This is a genomic window from Streptomyces glaucus (assembly GCF_039533365.1).
Lineage (GTDB): Bacteria > Actinomycetota > Actinomycetes > Streptomycetales > Streptomycetaceae > Streptomyces > Streptomyces glaucus.
Genome location: NZ_BAAATK010000018.1, coordinates 1 through 16,049, shown reverse-complemented (window position 1 = coordinate 16,049; position 16,049 = coordinate 1). Strand labels below are relative to the sequence as shown.

Annotated in this window: 18 protein-coding genes and 1 pseudogene; 13 read left to right on the top strand and 6 right to left on the bottom strand. The window is 69.7% G+C overall.

All coding sequences use genetic code 11. From position 1 onward, the window contains the following. The first annotated feature begins 94 nt into the window (after positions 1–94). The 3 genes from ABD363_RS15580 (at position 95) to ABD363_RS15570 (ending at position 2,239) form a co-directional block, all read left to right on the top strand. Complete coding sequence (locus ABD363_RS15580) at positions 95–556, top strand: hypothetical protein (RefSeq protein WP_344603753.1); 462 nt, start codon at positions 95–97, stop codon at positions 554–556. Between the two features lie 664 nt (positions 557–1,220). Beyond that, positions 1,221–1,772 carry a hypothetical protein gene (locus ABD363_RS15575; protein ID WP_344603751.1) on the top strand — a complete coding sequence of 184 codons (552 nt, stop codon included), beginning with the start codon at positions 1,221–1,223 and terminating at the stop codon, positions 1,770–1,772. After that, a complete protein-coding gene (locus tag ABD363_RS15570; RefSeq protein ID WP_344603749.1) occupies positions 1,772–2,239 on the top strand; it encodes a helix-turn-helix transcriptional regulator in 468 nt (155 codons plus the stop codon). The genes ABD363_RS15575 and ABD363_RS15570 overlap by 1 nt, the downstream gene beginning before the upstream one ends. Positions 2,240–2,417: 178 nt before the next feature. Here the strand turns inward: ABD363_RS15570 and ABD363_RS15565 are convergent, their stop codons facing one another. Beyond that, positions 2,418–2,681 (bottom strand): hypothetical protein, encoded by a 264-nt coding sequence (locus ABD363_RS15565; protein ID WP_344603747.1) that lies wholly within the window; start codon positions 2,679–2,681, stop codon positions 2,418–2,420. 249 nt (positions 2,682–2,930) lie between these two features. Between ABD363_RS15565 and ABD363_RS15560 the strand changes: the two genes are divergently transcribed. The 3 genes from ABD363_RS15560 (at position 2,931) to ABD363_RS15550 (ending at position 5,558) form a co-directional block, all read left to right on the top strand. Beyond that, entirely contained in the window at positions 2,931–3,620 is a 690-nt protein-coding gene (locus ABD363_RS15560) for an RNA polymerase sigma factor (RefSeq protein ID WP_344603745.1), read from the top strand. Between the two features lie 73 nt (positions 3,621–3,693). Continuing rightward, entirely contained in the window at positions 3,694–3,993 is a 300-nt protein-coding gene (locus ABD363_RS15555) for a hypothetical protein (RefSeq protein ID WP_344603743.1), read from the top strand. Further along, positions 3,990–5,558 (top strand): hypothetical protein, encoded by a 1,569-nt coding sequence (locus ABD363_RS15550; RefSeq protein ID WP_344603741.1) that lies wholly within the window; start codon positions 3,990–3,992, stop codon positions 5,556–5,558. The genes ABD363_RS15555 and ABD363_RS15550 overlap by 4 nt, the downstream gene beginning before the upstream one ends. A 262-nt stretch (positions 5,559–5,820) precedes the next feature. Here the strand turns inward: ABD363_RS15550 and ABD363_RS15545 are convergent, their stop codons facing one another. The 5 genes and pseudogenes from ABD363_RS15545 to ABD363_RS15530 form a co-directional block, all read right to left on the bottom strand. Continuing rightward, the gene (locus ABD363_RS15545; protein ID WP_344603739.1) at positions 5,821–6,276 is read right to left on the bottom strand and encodes a single-stranded DNA-binding protein; all 456 of its coding nucleotides are present in this window, start codon (positions 6,274–6,276) and stop codon (positions 5,821–5,823) included. A gap of 59 nt (positions 6,277–6,335) precedes the next feature. After that, positions 6,336–6,923 carry a peptidoglycan-binding protein gene (locus ABD363_RS32650; protein ID WP_425577989.1) on the bottom strand — a complete coding sequence of 196 codons (588 nt, stop codon included), beginning with the start codon at positions 6,921–6,923 and terminating at the stop codon, positions 6,336–6,338. Positions 6,924–6,962: 39 nt separating this feature from the next. Next, positions 6,963–7,394: pseudogene (locus tag ABD363_RS32645) on the bottom strand (N-acetylmuramoyl-L-alanine amidase); the annotation flags it as partial. An 80-nt stretch (positions 7,395–7,474) separates the two neighbouring features. Further along, positions 7,475–8,119, bottom strand: coding sequence for a hypothetical protein (locus ABD363_RS15535; RefSeq protein WP_344603735.1), 645 nt, complete (start codon positions 8,117–8,119; stop codon positions 7,475–7,477). A gap of 23 nt (positions 8,120–8,142) precedes the next feature. Further along, a complete protein-coding gene (locus tag ABD363_RS15530) occupies positions 8,143–8,775 on the bottom strand; it encodes a ParB N-terminal domain-containing protein (RefSeq protein WP_344603733.1) in 633 nt (210 codons plus the stop codon). Between the two features lie 432 nt (positions 8,776–9,207). On the opposite strand from ABD363_RS15530, the gene ABD363_RS15525 reads away from it, so the two are divergent. From ABD363_RS15525 to ABD363_RS15495, 7 genes are all read left to right on the top strand, one after another. After that, positions 9,208–9,810 carry a hypothetical protein gene (locus tag ABD363_RS15525; protein ID WP_344603731.1) on the top strand — a complete coding sequence of 201 codons (603 nt, stop codon included), beginning with the start codon at positions 9,208–9,210 and terminating at the stop codon, positions 9,808–9,810. A 59-nt stretch (positions 9,811–9,869) separates the two neighbouring features. Continuing rightward, positions 9,870–10,154: a helix-turn-helix domain-containing protein gene (locus ABD363_RS15520; RefSeq protein ID WP_344603729.1), complete on the top strand. Its 285-nt coding sequence runs from the start codon at positions 9,870–9,872 to the stop codon at positions 10,152–10,154. Beyond that, positions 10,151–11,206 carry a hypothetical protein gene (locus ABD363_RS15515; RefSeq protein WP_344603727.1) on the top strand — a complete coding sequence of 352 codons (1,056 nt, stop codon included), beginning with the start codon at positions 10,151–10,153 and terminating at the stop codon, positions 11,204–11,206. Before ABD363_RS15520 ends, ABD363_RS15515 begins: the two co-directional genes overlap by 4 nt. Before the next feature lie 17 nt (positions 11,207–11,223). Continuing rightward, positions 11,224–12,045: a P-loop NTPase family protein gene (locus ABD363_RS15510; protein WP_344603725.1), complete on the top strand. Its 822-nt coding sequence runs from the start codon at positions 11,224–11,226 to the stop codon at positions 12,043–12,045. Between the two features lie 148 nt (positions 12,046–12,193). After that, a complete protein-coding gene (locus ABD363_RS15505; RefSeq protein ID WP_344603723.1) occupies positions 12,194–13,426 on the top strand; it encodes a DUF2637 domain-containing protein in 1,233 nt (410 codons plus the stop codon). A 79-nt stretch (positions 13,427–13,505) separates the two neighbouring features. Next, positions 13,506–13,931 (top strand): hypothetical protein, encoded by a 426-nt coding sequence (locus ABD363_RS15500; protein WP_344603721.1) that lies wholly within the window; start codon positions 13,506–13,508, stop codon positions 13,929–13,931. A gap of 119 nt (positions 13,932–14,050) precedes the next feature. Then, the gene (locus tag ABD363_RS15495; RefSeq protein WP_344603719.1) at positions 14,051–15,814 is read left to right on the top strand and encodes a hypothetical protein; all 1,764 of its coding nucleotides are present in this window, start codon (positions 14,051–14,053) and stop codon (positions 15,812–15,814) included. The last annotated feature ends 235 nt before the right edge of the window (positions 15,815–16,049 follow it).

The window sequence follows — 16,049 nt, the reverse complement described above, 5'->3', positions numbered from 1 at the left end:
TGACGAGACATGCCCAGCGAAGATGCGTCACTCCTTCGGAACGAACACATTCGAACTAGCATTCGCTTGATGCTGCCGACGGGACGGGATGACCATGACGCTCTCCGACGCGACGCCCCACAACTACATAACGGACCGCCTCGACAGAGCGACCGCCGGCCCTTTGGTGACGGTGAACTCCCTGGAATTTGCTATCGGCCCCGAGGTGACACCCGCCGAAGTGGTGCAGAGAGCCACCGAGGTGGTGTCGTTGTCCCTGCCCAGCCTCCTCGAGGACCTTCCAGACACCGGACCGACCTGTGCCGACGTCCTGGCCGTCCTCACTGAACTCGTCGACGTGACCGCCCGGCACCAAGCCGGCATCGATCTGGTGGGCAAAGTCGCATATGACGGCGCGCACGTCACTGTGTCGGTCGGCGACATGGCTCGCCAGCTGCCCCCTCCGGAAGAGGAGCCTGGCCTGTACCTGGTGCACCGCATCGCCGTCGACATCGGGCAGTACATCGGCGACAACGGTGGCCGCGTCACCTGGGCCGCGATCGAAGCCCGAAGATGAACGCTCCCAGGCGTCCCAGCTGGGGGAAGGCCTGGACATGCAGAAGGGGCGCCAGCCTGGCCCGGCCAACGCCCCTTTGACCTCCCCGCCTGGCCTGACCAGGAAGCGGGGGTACTGCTTGACGCCGAGCATACAGGCCACTAAAAGCGGTTACTGAGGGTACACGCTCCTTCACTAAACATTGGCGGAGAAGGTGATCACGCCCTGTCAGAACCTCAGCCACCGACAGCCAGCCACAGCGATGCAGGTGGCCGAACGGGCTGGCGCGCGTATGTCTCGGGCCACCCCCACCGGGCAGGCACCACGCTTCTCCTTGCTGCCTGGGCTTACCCGAGACTAGGGACAGCCGCTACTCCTCCTGCAGGGCCCGCCCCGAGGACCGCAGCGCTTGCGCGAGGACCGCAGGGCAACCCGTACGGACCCGCACCCGCAGACGTTGGGCAGGCCCCTCTCAGGAAGATAGCGGCAGCCCTGTGACCTGCGGTGATGCATGAGTTTTGTGCAGCCACACGCACAACTTGCAGCACCGGTTCCCCGCGAAGTTGTGCAGCAGCATGCACAACTGCATCGACGCAAGGACGGCGCGCTGGCGAGTGCACAGAACCGCGAATTACATGACTCGTTAGGTATATTGGTTCCAGGTGAGATGAAGAGGAGCAGGTTAGTGGCCCAGGCAAGGCGTAGTGCCGCTGTACCCGAACCGCGGAAGGTCGTCCGGCTGTCGCCTGTTCCCGATTCGCCGAACCGCGGGCCGGAGGACCAGTCGCATAGCCTGCTCAAGGCTCTGGAGAGGATCAGCCGCAACGGCGGCACGATCCACGCCGACCCGCCTCTCAAGCGGTATGCGTTCCCCGGCGGCAAGCACCTCAGCCTGTCCACGGAGATCCACGAGAACCTGTGGCGGTTCGATCTGCCCCCGATGGCTCGCAACCTCTTGGATCTCATGGCGGCGACGCACGACGAGGACGGGTTGATCCAGGCCACCCAGCAGAGCCTCGGCAAGCACTTCAACTGCCACCACTCGAAGATCAACCGGGCCATGAAGGTGCTGGACACGCACAACTTCGCGTGGAAGCACCGACAGGGCCAGTACCGGGTGAATCCGATCTACGCCTACCGGTGGGGAAGCCGTAAGCAGCACGCCCTGATCTCACGGATCGCGGACGAGCTGAAGAACCGGCCGATTGAACCTCCCCTGTCTGAGACGAGGAACTGATGACGACCGGCGCACCTCTCGTTCACAACCCTGCGATGTGGGAGCACCTCCCGAACGCGCGCCTCAATGGCACGGCGCGCGACGTGTTCGACATTCTCACTGCCCGCCAGCGGCCCGGCGGAGAGGTCCAGATCACACAAGGGGAGTTGGCCCGCCGCCTGGGGATCAGCCAGGCGGCCGTGTCCCGCGCGATCGGCCAGCTCAAAGACATCGGCATCCTCGAGGGCCGCACGAAGCACGGGATGGTGCGTATCCACCCGCTGCTGGCCGGCTACGAGTCGGAAGCCCACATGATCAACAGCCTGACCGACCCGGACACGTACCTGTGGCCCCTGCTGTACGAGTCGGGTGTGCGGCCGCCGCGCCGGTCCGACCCGCGGGCGGGCACCATGTTCGACCCGGACCCGGACGGCGGGGAGGACGCACCCCTGCCCAAGGCCGTACCCATGCTCCGACTGGCGGGCTGACACCCCGGTCGCACGACACAGAGGGGCCCGGGAGGTTCATCCCGGGCCCCTCGTGCTGTTTTGGATAACGGGCCAGGGCGCCCCTTCTCCTCGCCGGCTGCGCCGCGAGGCGCGGGGCCTGCGCGCGCGAAAGGCCATTAGGGGAAGGGGCGCCCTGGCCCGTTATCCAAAGGATCAATCAAGTGGTGTCCGCCGACTCCCGGTAAGGCGTCCGGGTGATCCGTCGTACGAACGTAAGGCGCAGCTCCGGGTCCCTCCTCGTGCGCAAGACACCGCGGCGGCGGCCGGTACGCACCACCGTCGTCAGCCTCTCGCGCGGCAGGCCCGCGTTGCGCACGTACACGGCCGCGGCCGGCATCAGGACCCACTGCTCGTAGGGGAACTGCATCAGGGCCGTGTCGATTCCCGCGGTCGGGGCGGGTGCCAGGGCGTGCGAGGTCATCAGGGTGCTCCTCTCTTTCGGGTAAGGCGCCCGCCGGGTTGCTCTCCCGACGTTCACCTGCAGCGGGCAGATTACAGTAACCCCAGAAGAATCGGCGATCGATCAGTTGTACGGTGACGACGGCGAGTTGGCCGGTTATGCTGCTTCGGCGCCATAGCGGAAGACGATCCTCCCCCGCCCCAACGGGTCTAACGGTCAGTCCGAACCGCACGTCGGGCGCCCAGCCGGCACATGGGGGGTCTTCACGCCGTGACCGACACCGAAGCAACCATCGACCAGCTCATCACGGCCGCGGCCGCAGGCGGAAGCGACGCTCCCGCAGCGATGCGGGCCTTCTACCGCCGTATGAACAGGACGGTCTACAACTGGGTCTGCCACTACGTGCGCGACCCGCACACCGCCGAGGACCTCGCGCAAGAGGTCTGGATCAAGGTGACGCAAAACGTCGGGCGCTACCGGCCGGGCACGAACCCCACGGCCTGGCTGAGCACCATCACCCGCAACACCGCCATCGACTACCTTCGCAAAGAGCAGCGGCGGCCCACCGAAGTCCTGCAAGCCGACCACCTCCAGCTCGACCAGCCCCGGCCGGGCCTATCGGTGGAGCAGCAGGCCGAACGCCGGCAGCTCGCCGAAGCCATCGCCGAGCGGATGAACCAGCTCAAACCCGATCAGCGCACCTGCCTGAAACTCCGCTTCTTCGACGGCTGCAGCCCGGCGGATACCGCGCAGATTATGGGCAGGAGTGAGGGAGCAGTGCGCACCCTCACGGTACGGTCATTGCGCCGTCTCGCCCAGGTTCTGCCGGAGGGAAGCTCGTCCGCCGATCTGGAGGAGGAGCTCCTGGCCATCGCAGTGAGCAGAGGGAAAGTTGTCGGGATACGGGTGCAGACCGCACCGGACCAGGAAAGGGCCCAGCATGTTGCGACGCAACGCTGACAAGCCATCCGAGCGCCTCGAGCGTGCTCTCGAGGGCGGCCCGATCCCACACGACGCTGACACCCGCCGCGCCTTGGCGGCCGCGGGTGCCCTGGCCCCCGGCCACGTCCGCAGCCCTGCACGGATCCAGCAGACCGAGGACGCCATGATGGCGGCCTTCATGCGGACCCTGAACCCGCTGGAGAGCCGTGACGATGCAGGCACCGGCGACGGCCTGGAGGAGACGGAGCTGTACCGCACGGTGATCGAGCTCCCCGACGGCGGCGAGATCATCATCTCCGACATCGAGGAGATCACCCCCGACCTCCTGGAGGAGAGCGCCGAGCTGGCGGCCGAGATACTCGCCCATCGGTCAAGGGACCACCTGAGTTGAGCACCTCGGACAGCGGCAAGATCGAAATCGTCGTCGGCAACTTCAAGGCCGACGCGACGCTGTTGAACGTCGGCGGTACGCGCACCCTGCGCATGCGACGAGGCCAGACATTCCGCACCGCCGTACGGCATGTGCGCAACGTGATGCCGGGCATCACGCTCGAGGCCGCCGAGCACATGGTGCGGGCGTGCAAGGAGTTCCCCGACCTCGACGACATGCTCGGGCTGAACACGCCCACGCCACCGAGCGTGGAGCGGCCACCAGCCGAGCCGACCAACCAGGTCGACGAGGGAATGCGCCGCAAGCGCCGGCGCCGAGCCGCCCTCGTCGCCGCACTCCTTCCCGCGCTGGCCGCGAGCTGGGCCCTAGGCCGGTACACGAACGTCACCGGCCCCGCATCGGAGGAGAGCAGCGCCAGCGCGCCGGACGTCACCGCAGACGTCGCCGGCGCGGACGTCACGGAATCCGCATCACCCTTTGACGACTCCGAGTTCCAGTTCTTCGCGGGGTCCAGCAGGATCCAGTGCAATTCGATCAGCTCTCTCGAAGCGGAGTGCACGGACTCCGACGGCATGGTGATGTCCACCAAGGCCGCCGTCGGCCCGGACAGCACGATCTTCACGTTCAGCTACGGCAGCGAGCGCATCGGCCTGCGGATCTTCTACGACTCCGCCTACGCCGACACCTGGACGCGTCAAGACGGGTCCCGGGAGCTGTACCCGAACATGAAGGTGCACGACCGCTACGTGCTGTGGGGAACAGATCCCAAGCGGATCAAGGAGTACATGGAGCTCCTGGTGGGCGCGGACCACGCGGCCGGTCCCACTGCCATGGGCAGCGCGGCACCGCTACCGCCGCGGCTGGCCGCCCTCACGCTGGGCACGCTGGGCTTGAACCGGCACGACGTAGACCGGCTCATCACCCGTCCCGCGGTGGCGACGATCGACGCCCCCGCCATAATGGCCGCCCGTCTCGTCCTTGGCCTGGACACCGCCCCCGCGCCGGGCGTGCACGAGGGCGAGGACATCGTGGCGCTCGCCGCCGGTATCGATCCCACCCCTCCGGCCAGCGGTGCCCCCGGGCACGTAGCAATGCCGGTGACGCAGCCCAGCACGGACACCACCGTTCCCGCGGCGCCCGTTCCCGCGGCGCCTCCGAAGGTCCCGGAGGGGCCAGCCACGCCGAGCACACCCGCGTCCCCGGCGGAGGCACCGGAGGCGTCTACCCCGCCGGCCGAGGAGACCCCGGCACCGGCGGAGCCTCCTGCTCAGGAGACTCCCGCCCCGCCGGCCGAGGAGACCCCGGCGCCGCAGAAACCACAGGACCCAGCCCCGCCAGCGGAGGAGACCCCACCCCCGAGCGAACCGGCGCCGAGCGAGCCCGAGAAGCCCGCCCCTCCCGCGGAGAAGACGCCTAGCGCCCCGCCTGCGCAGGATCCTCCCGCCGGCGAGACGTCGTCTCCCCCGGCCGACGCGGAGGCACCCGAGGAGCCTCCCGCCCACGACCAGGACGACGCCGAGGACGACCTGCTCATCTCCGGCTCGGCCTGGATCGCCGCATCCTGACCAGCCCGAAGGGGGTGCGCTCCCGAAGCTGCGGCGAAGTGACAAGTAGCTCTCTGTAGTCACCTCTGACCAGGGCCGAAGCAGCGTGAGGTGCTGAGCGCTCTCGGGTGATTGAAACGCGCGACTTGCCTGTCCAACTCGCTGACCTGCGACGGTTTCAGAAATCGGAACTCGTCCGAGGTGCCTCAACTCGGCACGGGGCCCGGTACTCCCGAAGGGGGCCCCGGAGAATCACCCCGGAGCCCCCTTCGGAGTGTGTGGATCAGAACGGCGGCTCGTCGGAAGCCGGGCCCGCCCACGGATCGTTTGCGGCAGGACGGCCCTGCGCCGCGGCCGCGGAGCGCTGCGCCCCGCCGCTGCCCTTGGTCACCTTGGCCGTGGCGTTCTTGAGGCTGGGGCCGACTTCCTCGACGTCCAGCTCGTAGACGGTGCGCTTGACGCCCTCGCGGTCTTCGTAGGAGCGCTGCTTCAGGCGCCCTTGGACGATGACCCGCATGCCGCGCTGCAGGGACTCGGCGACGTTCTCGGCCGCCTGCCGCCACACGGCGCAGGTCAGGAACAGGCTCTCGCCGTCCTTCCACTCGTTGGTCTGCCGGTCGAATGTGCGGGGGGTCGAGGCGACACGGAACTTGGCGACCGCGGCGCCGGAGGGGGTGAAGCGCAGTTCGGGATCGTCGACGAGGTTACCGACGACGGTGATGACGGTTTCGCCTGCCACGGGCGGGCCTTTCGAGACGGGGCCGGCCCGCAGGGCGCGGGCTGGCCGGAGGGGAGGAGTCAGGAGAACAGGCGGGACCAGGTCTCGGGGCCGGGCAGTCCGTCCGCGCCGCTGCCGGTCCAGCCCTGGGCCCGCTGGAACGCCTGCACGTTCCTGCGGTCCGCTTCGGACCACTTCGGGCCGGGACCCTGCGTGTAGAACTTGCCGTACCCCTTGCGGACGAGCTGCTGCCCGAGCTGGGTGATGTACGAGTTGGACTTGCCGGGACCGAACTTGTCCCGGCCGGGGTACTTCGGCGGGGACGGCTTCGCGGTCACCTTGGCCGGGAGCGTGCCCAGCAGCTCCTTGAGGGATCTCTCGCCGGGGACGCCGTCCGCAGCCTTGCCGCTGTACCCGAGGGACTCCTGGAAGTCCTGGTAGTTGCGGGTGTCCGCGTCGGTCCACTCGGGACCGGGGCCGCTCTTGTAGTGCTTGCCGAAACCACGCTTGACCAGGGCCTCACCGACCCTGGTGATGTGCGCGCCGCTCGCGCCGTACCCGTAGCTCAGACCGTTGATGACGACCTGGTAGCGGGCCACCGCCGACGCGCCGCTGGAGGGCGAGCCGGTGGAGCCGCCGGGGGTGGGCTGGTAGTCCCCGGCCGGCATGCCCGCCTGCACCCACGCGTACAAGTGCTTGCCGGGGCAGGCCGTGGCGTACCCGTCCTTGTGGCCCTTCTTGGCGAGCGTCCGGCCGGTCCTCTCGCACGCCTCCTCGTACAGCGCGCGGCACGCGGCGAGCGCCTTGTCGCTGGGCTTCTGGTCGCCGCCGATGGCGATCTGCACGCCGATACCGGTGGTGTTGTGCCCGGGGCAGTGCGCGCCCTGCAGGCCCCAGCCGCGGCCCTCGTAGATGGTGCCGTCCTGGTCGATGACGAAGTTGTAGCCGATGCCCGCCCAGCCCTGGTTGCGGTGCGCGCGGTCGATGGTCTGCGGAACCTTGCTGCCGGTGTAGCTGATCGGGTTGCCGCCGTCGTAGTGGACGAAGAACTCGCTGCGCCGGCTCAGGGCGACGGCGGCCGGGTCGCCGGCCCAGGGCTTCGCGCCCCAGCCGGTACGGGAGACGATGCTGACAGACATAGGTGGTGCCCCTCCGCTGCTGGTGTTCAGGAAGGGGGCACGGTGCAGGGCCGGAGGGGTTACCGTCGCGCGCTGCCCGCTCAGGGGTCGATGACCTCGGCGTCGACGACGCTGCCGTCCTCGAGCTCGGGTGGGTACTCGACCGCGTGCAGGGTGCGGTCCAGGCGCTCAGCGAGATCGGCCAGGTCCACAGCCTGGTCGTCCGGACCGACTGGTACGTCGCCCAGGCCGGTGATCTCGACCGCGAGGGTGGCGTCCTTGCCGTACTGGTCACGGAACTGCCGTTCCAGGTACCACGCATCCGCGCGCCAGTCCGGCGGGGTGCGGTCCTCGACGGTCTCCTCGACGATCTCGCCGGTGGCCGAGTCCCGGAACCGGCGGGTGGTGACCTTGGTGACGATCCCCCCGTCCGCGACCCTGCGGATGTTGGCCATGGCACGCGCGGCCGCGGTAGCGCGGGCGGTGCGGACCTTCACGAACAGGGCCGCGTACTCCTCCTCTTCCGGATCCGGTTCCGCGCCGGCCTCGCGGGCCTCGACCTCGGCGCGGCCGCGGGCCATCCATGCCAGGAAGCTCGAGCGGGACACCCCGGCCATCTCCGCGGCCAGCTCGACGGCGACGCCTGTGCGCGAGGCGGCGACGAGTCGCTGCTCGACCTCTTCGGAGAGCAGGCGCGGCCGGCCGGCGCGGCGGCGGGGCCGGTGTGCCTTGCGTCGGGTGGACATGGGCGTACCTCAGCAGGAGGGGGTCAGTGGCCGGGCGTGAACATGTGCCCGCAGGCCGGGCAGGTCTGAGGGGCGCGGCCCTCGTCGTCAGGGCTGAGGGCGCTCTCACGTTCCCCGTCGTCGGGCAGGTGTAGCAGGGCTGCCTCGTCTTCGCGGCCGCCACCGGGCAGGGTCTCGGGGTCGACCAGGCCCAGCATCTTGTCGATCTCGTCGTGGGGGATGGCCAGGGAGTCGAACAGCTCCGCCTCGTTGGTGGCGAGGTCCTCGAGGACCTCGGCGAACGTGCGCGGGTCCCAGCCGCCTTCGCCGGGCAGCCGGTTCAGCTTGATCGCCACCGCTTCGGCCTCGGCGTCGGATCTGGACGCCCAGCCGCGTTGCACGGGGACCAGCCAGCCGCCGTCCTCGTCGATGACGACGCCGTCCGGGGCCGGCATACCGCGGATCTGCATCTCGATCAGGGACTCGCGGCGGCCGTGGCCGTGGAGGGTCTTGTGCGTGCGCTCGTCGACGACAGGGGTCTCGACCAGGCCGTGCATACGGATCGAGTCGATGATCAGTTCCAGCTCGTGCCGCTTGGGGTTGCGGGGCGCTGGCGGCAGGTCGGTAAGCGGCACATAGTCGATGCGGCGCGGCGGCCTGGCGATTGTCTCTGTCACGGCTGGTGCAGTCCTCTCCCACGCGGTCGGTGTCCGGCAGCGGGCGAGGGTTGCGAGCCCGCGGACTCCTACCGCGGCGCCCCGCCTCGCAAGCGGGACATGCCGTCATGGCCGTCCCTCGCCCGCTGCCGGGCCGGCCCCGCCCCCTGTTCCGGATGGGGCAGAGCCGGGGCGCTGCCCCATCCGGTGACGTCACCGGATGCTGCAGAGCCGCGAGGAAGGTAGGCGGCCGCACCGTTAACGTCGCCTCCTCCCCGAGAGATTTACTTGGGTGTACTATTCGACGCGGTTGGGAGAGCAACCCAGCCACCTGGGCCTCGGTGTAACAAATTCCGGCCGGTGACGTACCTCCATGCGACGCCCCCGAGACACCCCGCCCGGGAGACCACGAAAACCCGGGCCCGTGACGTCCCGGGAAGAGAGGAACACCAGATGTCGCACGACGTCGCCGACGACACCCCGGGCGAGGAGACCACCGAGACCCCCCTGACGGTTCTCGGGCTGATCGGCGCCCTCGCCCGCGCGATGGAAGGCCACCAAAAGGCCGTCATCCAGCCGAAGAAGGACGCGCCGAAGGACCCCCTCGTCGAGAGCTTCATGAGGGACAAGCGGACCGACCTCGTGGTGGAAGTCGGCGGCCAGAAGGTGGGCCACTACAAGGTCAACACCACCAACGACCGGTTCGTGGTCGCCGACCAGAACAAGTTCGACGAGTACGCGGAGAGGAACGGCGAGGTCGACGTCATCGTCACCGCGAAACCGGCGTTCGTGACCGCGTGCCTCACGCACGCCGTCAGGAACCCGGAGACCGGCACGATCTTCGACTCGCGGACGGGCGAGGAGATTCCCGGCCTCGAGTTCGTGCCCGGCGGAAAGCCGACCGGCACCGTCACCTGGACCTGGAACAAGCACAAGGGCCGCAACATCGGCCTGGAGGTGCTGATCGCGGCGTACCGGCGCCATGAGCTCGACAAGTACCTGCAGGAGACGCCGGAGCTGTTGCCCGGGGCCGTGCCCGAGGCAACCGACGCATGACGCTGACCGCCCGGGGCCGGCCCACCACGGCCGGCCCACTCTCCCCAGGAACTCCCGCCATGACCACCAGCGTGAAGACCACCCGCATCGAGGCCACGGACCTGTCCGACCGCGCATTCCGCGTCCTGTGCCAGCTCGCCACGCACCCCCGGGGCCACTGGGTCGACGTCCCCTCCGTCGCCGCAGGCCTCAAGGTGAAGCCGCACGCCGTGCGCCGTGCGCTCTCCGAGCTGCGCGCCGCCGGCGTCGCCGAGCGAGACCGCCGATTCATACGCGACAACGGCCGCCCCACGCACCGCACGTACTTCCGCTTGACCAACGACACCAGCGAGGCCTCCGCATGAACCGCCCGTCCACGGCCGGAGGACTGCGCCACAACCCGAGCCGCCCCCCGTACGTCATAGTCGACTCCAAGACCGTCCGCGATACCAGAATCAGCTACCGCGCTCTGGCACTTCTGGTCTTCCTTTTGGACCAGGCGGAGGGATGGCAAGTTCGGTCCGACCAGCTCTCCAAGGGCGAGGGACGCGAAGGGCGCGGCGCCGTCCGTACCGCGCTGCGCGAGCTCGCCGCGCACGGCTACTACCGCCTCGAGCGGCGCCGGCTGCGCAACGGGAAGTGCGTCATGGGCACGGCCGTCTCCGGAACTCCTATCGAGCAGTGGGTCCGGGATCACGAGATTTTCAGCACCCAGAGGGACCCGGCTGTCCCCGTCGTCGAGCAGGAGGACGGTACGTTCCTCGTGGAGTACCCGGACGGCACCTTCGGCAGCGACGGGTTCGAGTCCGATCCCCGCGACGAGGAAGAACCGCCCTCCGGCCCGGAGCCCGAGCCGGAGGAGGAGCAGCTGGCCGCACCGCCGAAGAAGCCCGCCCGCACCCGGCGCCCCCGCCGGACGCCGGAGGAGAAGGCAGCCGCGGACGCGGAGAGGGCTGCCGCGGCCGAGAAGAAGGCAGCGGAGAAAGCCGCGCTCGACGAGGGGGCCACGGCGGGGGCCCAATGGTGGTGGGGCACCGCGGCGAAGAACGGGCAGCCTGCCAAGAAGGGCCGCGTGGACGAACTGGCGGACGCCGGGATCATCCCCCGGTACGTCGGCGACAGGAGCCGCGCCTACCACGGCGTCAGGAAGCTAATCCGTAACGCTCTGGCAGCCGGATACGACCGCAGACAGGTTGCCACCGCCCTGGAGAACACCAAGCGCGCGTTCCCCAGCCAGCAGCAGTTCGAAGACGCGTGCGCGGCCGCGGCCGGCGTACACATTGACCGGCCCCGCTTCGGAGGCTCCCGGCCGCCCGCGTACAGCGACACCGCCAACTGGGGAGACGACCCGAGCAGCGCACCGATCATCAGCAGTTCCCCGGACGACGTCGAGTTCGGCGTCATCGAACGACCGTGAGCCAGGAGGGCGACCCCATGACGACCACGACGGACGCCCCGGCCGCCGCTACGGAGCGGGGCCTCAACCGCCTTGACGCCGTTACCGCGCATGTCCGCGCGGTGCTGGCCCGCGGGGGCGCGGACATGGCTCAGCTCGGCGTACCGGACCGTCGGACCGATGACACGGGTGATGCCTGGGACCGGATCGCTGCACCGAAGGCGCGAGCGGCCCAAGCCGCGTGGAAGAACAGCATGATCGACGCCGCGCACGAGGAGTACCTGCGTTTCCGCTTCGCAGACCTAGACGACAACCAGAGCCCGAACAAGCTGCGGCAGTGGCTCGACACCCTCCTCGCCGCGAAGAAGAGCGGCGGCCGCCCGTCGCACCTGAACGCGATCATGCCGGGGAACGTCGGCAGCGGAAAGACCACCGCCCTGTGCGCCCTCGGCAATGAGGCCGCCGACATGGGCCTGCGCGCTCTGATGGTCAAGCACTCCGCCTACCTGACATGGAGGCGACCCGACTCCGCACCGCACAACCTCACCACCCACCAGGTGCGCACCCGGTTCATCACCTGCGACCTGCTGATCCTGGACGAGGTATGCGGCGAGATGGACACGGTCGCCAGCGAGTTCGCGCGGCGGGAAACGATCGACCTGATCGACGCCCGCGTCGCGGCCGGCCGACCGACGGCGTACTCCACGAACCTGCACCGCCGCCGCACGAAAGAACGGCCACTCCCGGGCATCGCGGAGATTCTCGGGGAGCGCTTCTTGTCCCGGATGGAACACTCCGCGTTCCTGGTGCCCGTCGTAGGGCCGGACCGGCGGAGGCCCGCGCAGCAACTCGACTGGTAACCACGGGCCGAAATAGCCGCTATGTCTCGTTCCTGACAGGGTGTAGTCGTCCGTACCGGCGCAGAAGACGGAAGACGCTATATCGTTTGGTCGACCCGGAAGGCCAAGAGCATGAGCCGCCCGGGTGACCCGAAAGAGAGGATGCGTCTTGAAACTGCCGTTCCGCCGCACCCGCAAGCACGGGAAGCCGCACACCCCCGACGACTCCGGCGTCCCCCCGCTCAGCCGCTGGGAGCGCTTCGGCGCCGGCACGGTCGCAGTGGGCGGAGCCGGCGTCGGAGGCCTCGGCTTCTACGCATCGTTCGACTCGGTGTCCCAGGCGGCCGCGTCCTGGGGCTTTACCGAGCCGTGGGTGCTGCCCACGGCCATCGACTCCGCCATCCCCGTGTTCACCGGGGCGTACCTCTTCCTGATCCGGATGGACATGCCGCTGTGGTGGGCGAGGCTCGTCCCCTGGGCGCTGAGCCTGATCACCTGCGCGCTGAACGTCGCGGCCGGCAACTCCCTGTGGTCCAAGATCGCGCACGGCGCCATGTCCCTGCTCTGGGTAGCCGTCTCCGAGATCGCCGCGCACATCTACGCCGTCCGGATCGGCGCGGCCACCGGCCGGCGCCGTCGGATGGACAAGGTCCGGTGGGCCCGCTGGTTCCTCTCCCCGCTGCCGACCTTCCTGCTCTGGCGCCGCATGAAGCTGTGGGAGATCACGGACTACGACACCGTCCTCACGCTTGAGCAGGAGCGGCTCGTCTACCAGGCGCAGCTCCGCGGCCGCTTTGGGCGGGCGTGGCGCAGGAAGGCGCCCGTGGCGTCGCTGCTACCGCTGCAGCTCGTCAGCGCCGGCGTCCCGCTCGCCGAGACGGCCCCGGCCGGCCTGCGCGCGGCGGGCATCGAGCCGACGGGCATCTTCGCCCCGCCGGCCAAGCCGGTCGAGCCGGTCAAGGAGCCCGCGGCGCTCCCAGCCCCCGACCTGGTGGTGCCCGCGGCGGCCGCCCGCAGGCCGCGGCCCGTCACGGCGACCGTTCCCCCGCAGGAGCCCGCGAAGGCCACCGACCCGGCGCCCCAGCCGAAGCCGACGGCGCCCGCCACCCAGGACGAGGAGGCCAGCGTCGGACCGACGACGGTCCCCGAATGGCGTACCGAGGATGACCTGTACGAGATCATCAAGTGGGTCCTCGACAACGGATACCGTGACCTGTTCAGCGGCCCGCTGACCGGCGCTGAGATCGCGGCCGTCCTAGACCAGAGCGAGGGCAACGGCCGCAAGGTACGCGCCCGCCTCATCAAGACGTACGCAGCGGAGCGGGGGATCAACCTCCCGCCGCGCGCCACGGTCGACCAGGTCTTCGCTGCGTTCGGCCACGCGACGCCAGTCAACGCGTAAGGCATCCTGCCCCTACCCGTACCGAAGCGGCGGGCCCCCGACCCCGGGGTGCCCGCCGCCTGCATGATCGGACCCTTCCATGACACCGGAGATCCTGGCCCGGATCGCCACCGCCCGTGCTGTCCGCGACCTGTCCGACCTAGCCCGGCAGGAAGTCGCGGCCACGGCTGAGCCTCTCGACCCTGCAGAGCGCATCCGCAACGCCCGCCGCATGCGGGAAATGGCCACCCAGATTGTCGATCTGGTTGTCCTCGCCGAGGCCCTGGCCGGCACGCCCTGGGAGGAGATCGCGGAAGCCCTGGGCCCGAAGAACGTGGGCCGCGACCCGGACACGGTCCGAGCGGAGTACGAGGACGCGGTCGCCGAGTGGCAGGCCATACCCGAGGCACAGATGGAGGCCGCGGCCGAAGGGGCCGAGGCCCTTGACGCCTGGTACGACCGGCACCGCGAGGACCACGATCCGGCCTCGTCGAGCCCCGTGACTGATCTGCTGAACAGGCGTTGATCCACCCCACCGAGGGGTAGAATGGGTAACCGATGTCAACGGCGAGAGGTTAAGGCCTCCGCCGTCGCATCCTCCGCGGGAGAGCAACCCGGGGAACCACGAAGTGAGGAAACACCCAGATGCCTGGTACCACCACGCCTCAACGCGAGCGCAGATCCCGCAAGCCGACCGGCAAGCCCAACCCGCCCATCGTCCTGCTCGCTGGTCCTGAGAAGACCGGAAAGGGGCACGAGGCCGCCGTGGGCACGGCGTCCGACCTGGTCGCCATGACGTACTGGCTGCAGGTCGGCGGGAACTCCAGCACCGCCGACTACTACGGCCGAATCAAGGGGGCGCGGTACGAGATCGTGCCGCACGACGGATCGTTCGCGGACATCCTCGACGCGATCCGCTGGGCGATATCGCGGCCCCCCGGCGCGGACGGCAAGAGGAACATGATCGTCATCGACGACATTTCCTCCGTGTGGGACCTGCTGAGCGACGAGGTGTCGCAGGTGGGCCGCAAGCGCGCTGAGCGTCGGGCCTACGCCGCCGGCCAGCGAGCGCCGCGCCTCGACGACCCGTTCGTCGACGAGGAGCGCGACCTGTGGGGCCACGCCAAGGACCGGTGGGGAGAGATGCTGTGGCTTCTGCGCCGGCACAACGGCCCCACACTGCTGATCGCCCGCCAGGAGATCAGCAGTGTGTTCGAGAACGACAAGCCCACGCAGCACACCACCCGCCGGATCAAGGCGGAGAAGAACATAAAGGCCGCCGTCGACGCCGTGGTGGAGTTCCACGCGGTGGGCGAGGCGTATGTGACCGGCACGCACAGCATGCCGGAGCACTGGGAGATCCGGCCCGGCTGGACCTACCGGTACGAGAGCGTGGACCGTCTGCTGCGCTGGCTCGGTTACGAGGACGCGGCGGAGACCCGCACGGTCATCGAGCCGCGACCGGAGGCCTACCTGGAGGAGCAGTTCCCCGTGCCCGAGTCCCCCCAGCGGGCGCCGGAGCCGAGTGGCCGTGAGCGGAGCCGGCCGGACTTCGGGCTGACCGGGGCGCAGGCCGTCGAGCTGATCCACCGGGCTCTGACCGACAAAACCGATCCGGAGGGGCGCCTGCAGGCCATCCGCAACGAGTGGGGATCCCGCATTCTGCGGACCATTCCGACCCGGACGAGGATGTGGGGGGACATGGACGCGGACTCTCTGCTCACCAGGGCCCTCACGCACATCAAGGAGGAGTCGGAGCGGAAGCGTCAGGAGCAGGCGCGCGCAGGCGAGCACGGCGGCGCTGACGCATCCTCGAGCCAGGGCGAGCGGGATCAGCCCGGCACGCCACCGGACGAGAGCGGGCAGGACCAGGCGCGGGAGCATCACGAGACGCCGCCCCCGCAGCAGAACGCCGAGCACCAGGAGGACGAGGAGGAGCCGCCCACCGAGGGTGCCGTGCCCCCGCCGCCGGACCCGGAGGCCGAAGACGGACCGCCACCCGGCGAGACCCCGGAGGACACCACCGAGGCCGAGGAGCCGCAGGATCGCCCCGCCCCGGCCCCGAGCGCACAGCGACTCGCCGACTTCGCCGCCGGCCGCCCGCCCAAGCGCGAACCGGACCGGAGAACGAAGATCGCTCTCGAGGCTCTGCGCGCAGAGGCGGACATCCAGGCCCGGGTGCTGATGTGCACGCTGAGTGAGCATCTGGCGCCGATCTCCGAGGAGGGCGATCCAGACATGATCCCGCTGCGGAATTACCTCCTCGAGCAGCGCCCCAAGATCATCGCCCAGCTCGAGCGGGAAGGGCACACGGAGCTCGCCGCCTACTACCGGGGGGCACCGCCGGTGGACACGCAGATCCGGAAGGCGTTCGCCCCGTACTTCGGCAGCGCGCCCGCCGGGCAGTGAGGTGACGTGACGTGACGCGCGCCCGGGGCCCCCTCGGGCGCGCTCCTCGACGCGGGTCTTCCCCTGTCCCTCATCACCTCACCTCGGTACCGCGCCGCGCGCCTCCGGCATCCAGCACGCGCGCCGTCGGGCAGGCGCGCCCGTTCTTCACCCGTTCCAGGCGCGCCGCGCCGCGCCGTTCCCGCGCGCTCCGGCGCGCCTCGGGGCCGCGCCGCGCCGACGGGGAACGGCGCCG

Excerpts from the sequence above, each read along its gene's own strand:
- ABD363_RS15520 (WP_344603729.1), top strand. The coding sequence starts at position 9,870 with ATGACCACCAGCGTGAAGACCACCCGCATCGAGGCCACGGACCTGTCC.
- ABD363_RS15510 (WP_344603725.1), top strand. The coding sequence starts at position 11,224 with ATGACGACCACGACGGACGCCCCGGCCGCCGCTACGGAGCGGGGCCTC.
- ABD363_RS15500 (WP_344603721.1), top strand. The coding sequence starts at position 13,506 with ATGACACCGGAGATCCTGGCCCGGATCGCCACCGCCCGTGCTGTCCGC.
- ABD363_RS15535 (WP_344603735.1), bottom strand. The coding sequence starts at position 8,119 with ATGTCCACCCGACGCAAGGCACACCGGCCCCGCCGCCGCGCCGGCCGG.
- ABD363_RS15515 (WP_344603727.1), top strand. The coding sequence starts at position 10,151 with ATGAACCGCCCGTCCACGGCCGGAGGACTGCGCCACAACCCGAGCCGC.
- ABD363_RS15570 (WP_344603749.1), top strand. The coding sequence starts at position 1,772 with ATGACGACCGGCGCACCTCTCGTTCACAACCCTGCGATGTGGGAGCAC.
- ABD363_RS15495 (WP_344603719.1), top strand. The coding sequence starts at position 14,051 with ATGCCTGGTACCACCACGCCTCAACGCGAGCGCAGATCCCGCAAGCCG.
- ABD363_RS15565 (WP_344603747.1), bottom strand. The coding sequence starts at position 2,681 with ATGACCTCGCACGCCCTGGCACCCGCCCCGACCGCGGGAATCGACACG.
- ABD363_RS15525 (WP_344603731.1), top strand. The coding sequence starts at position 9,208 with ATGTCGCACGACGTCGCCGACGACACCCCGGGCGAGGAGACCACCGAG.
- ABD363_RS15580 (WP_344603753.1), top strand. The coding sequence starts at position 95 with ATGACGCTCTCCGACGCGACGCCCCACAACTACATAACGGACCGCCTC.
- ABD363_RS32650 (WP_425577989.1), bottom strand. The coding sequence starts at position 6,923 with ATGCCGGCCGGGGACTACCAGCCCACCCCCGGCGGCTCCACCGGCTCG.